This is a genomic window from Myxococcus llanfairpwllgwyngyllgogerychwyrndrobwllllantysiliogogogochensis (assembly GCF_006636215.1).
Lineage (GTDB): Bacteria > Myxococcota > Myxococcia > Myxococcales > Myxococcaceae > Myxococcus > Myxococcus llanfairpwllgwyngyllgogerychwyrndrobwllllantysiliogogogochensis.
In genome coordinates this window covers 1-462 of sequence record NZ_VIFM01000742.1, presented here as the reverse complement: position 1 = coordinate 462, position 462 = coordinate 1, and the positions used below count along the sequence as shown (strand labels likewise).

Sequence of the window (462 nt, the reverse complement as noted above, 5' to 3'; positions counted from 1 at the left end):
CCTCAGCAGGATGACGCCGCCCCGCAGCCGTAACTTATCGGTACAGGAGACGGCCAGCGCGCGCCGTCTCCCTTATTTTCGCGTCACCAGCCGCGGGGGCATAATCTGGTTTCGCGTCTCGCCAGTCCCCTCTTCCAGCCGCCGCAGCATCGAATCCGCCAGGCTTTTCCCCATCTCCCGCGCCGGGGTGGTCACCCAGGTGAGGGGCATGTAGTCGAGGGCGGCCTCCGGCACGTCGGCAAACGCCGCCAGCGCCACCCGCTGCTCAAAGTAGCTCTCAACGCCATCTTCCCCGCTCTGTCTTCCAGCCCGTAACAGACCGAACCACGCGCCGGTGGCTACCACGTTGTTGTAGCACAGCACCGCGGTAATGGTCGGATTCTGGCGCAGCAGGCCGGTCATCGCCTCCGCCGCCTGCTTCTGACTGGACTCGCACTCCAGCACCCATTCGCTGTGAAACGG

The 462-nt window shown here is 65.4% G+C and carries 1 protein-coding gene; it reads right to left on the bottom strand.

What is annotated here, in order from left to right; translation table 11 throughout:
- Positions 1–72: 72 nt before the first annotated feature.
- A partial coding sequence (locus FJV41_RS55700; RefSeq protein WP_181791576.1) for a substrate-binding domain-containing protein occupies positions 73–462 on the bottom strand: 390 nt, incomplete at its 5' end.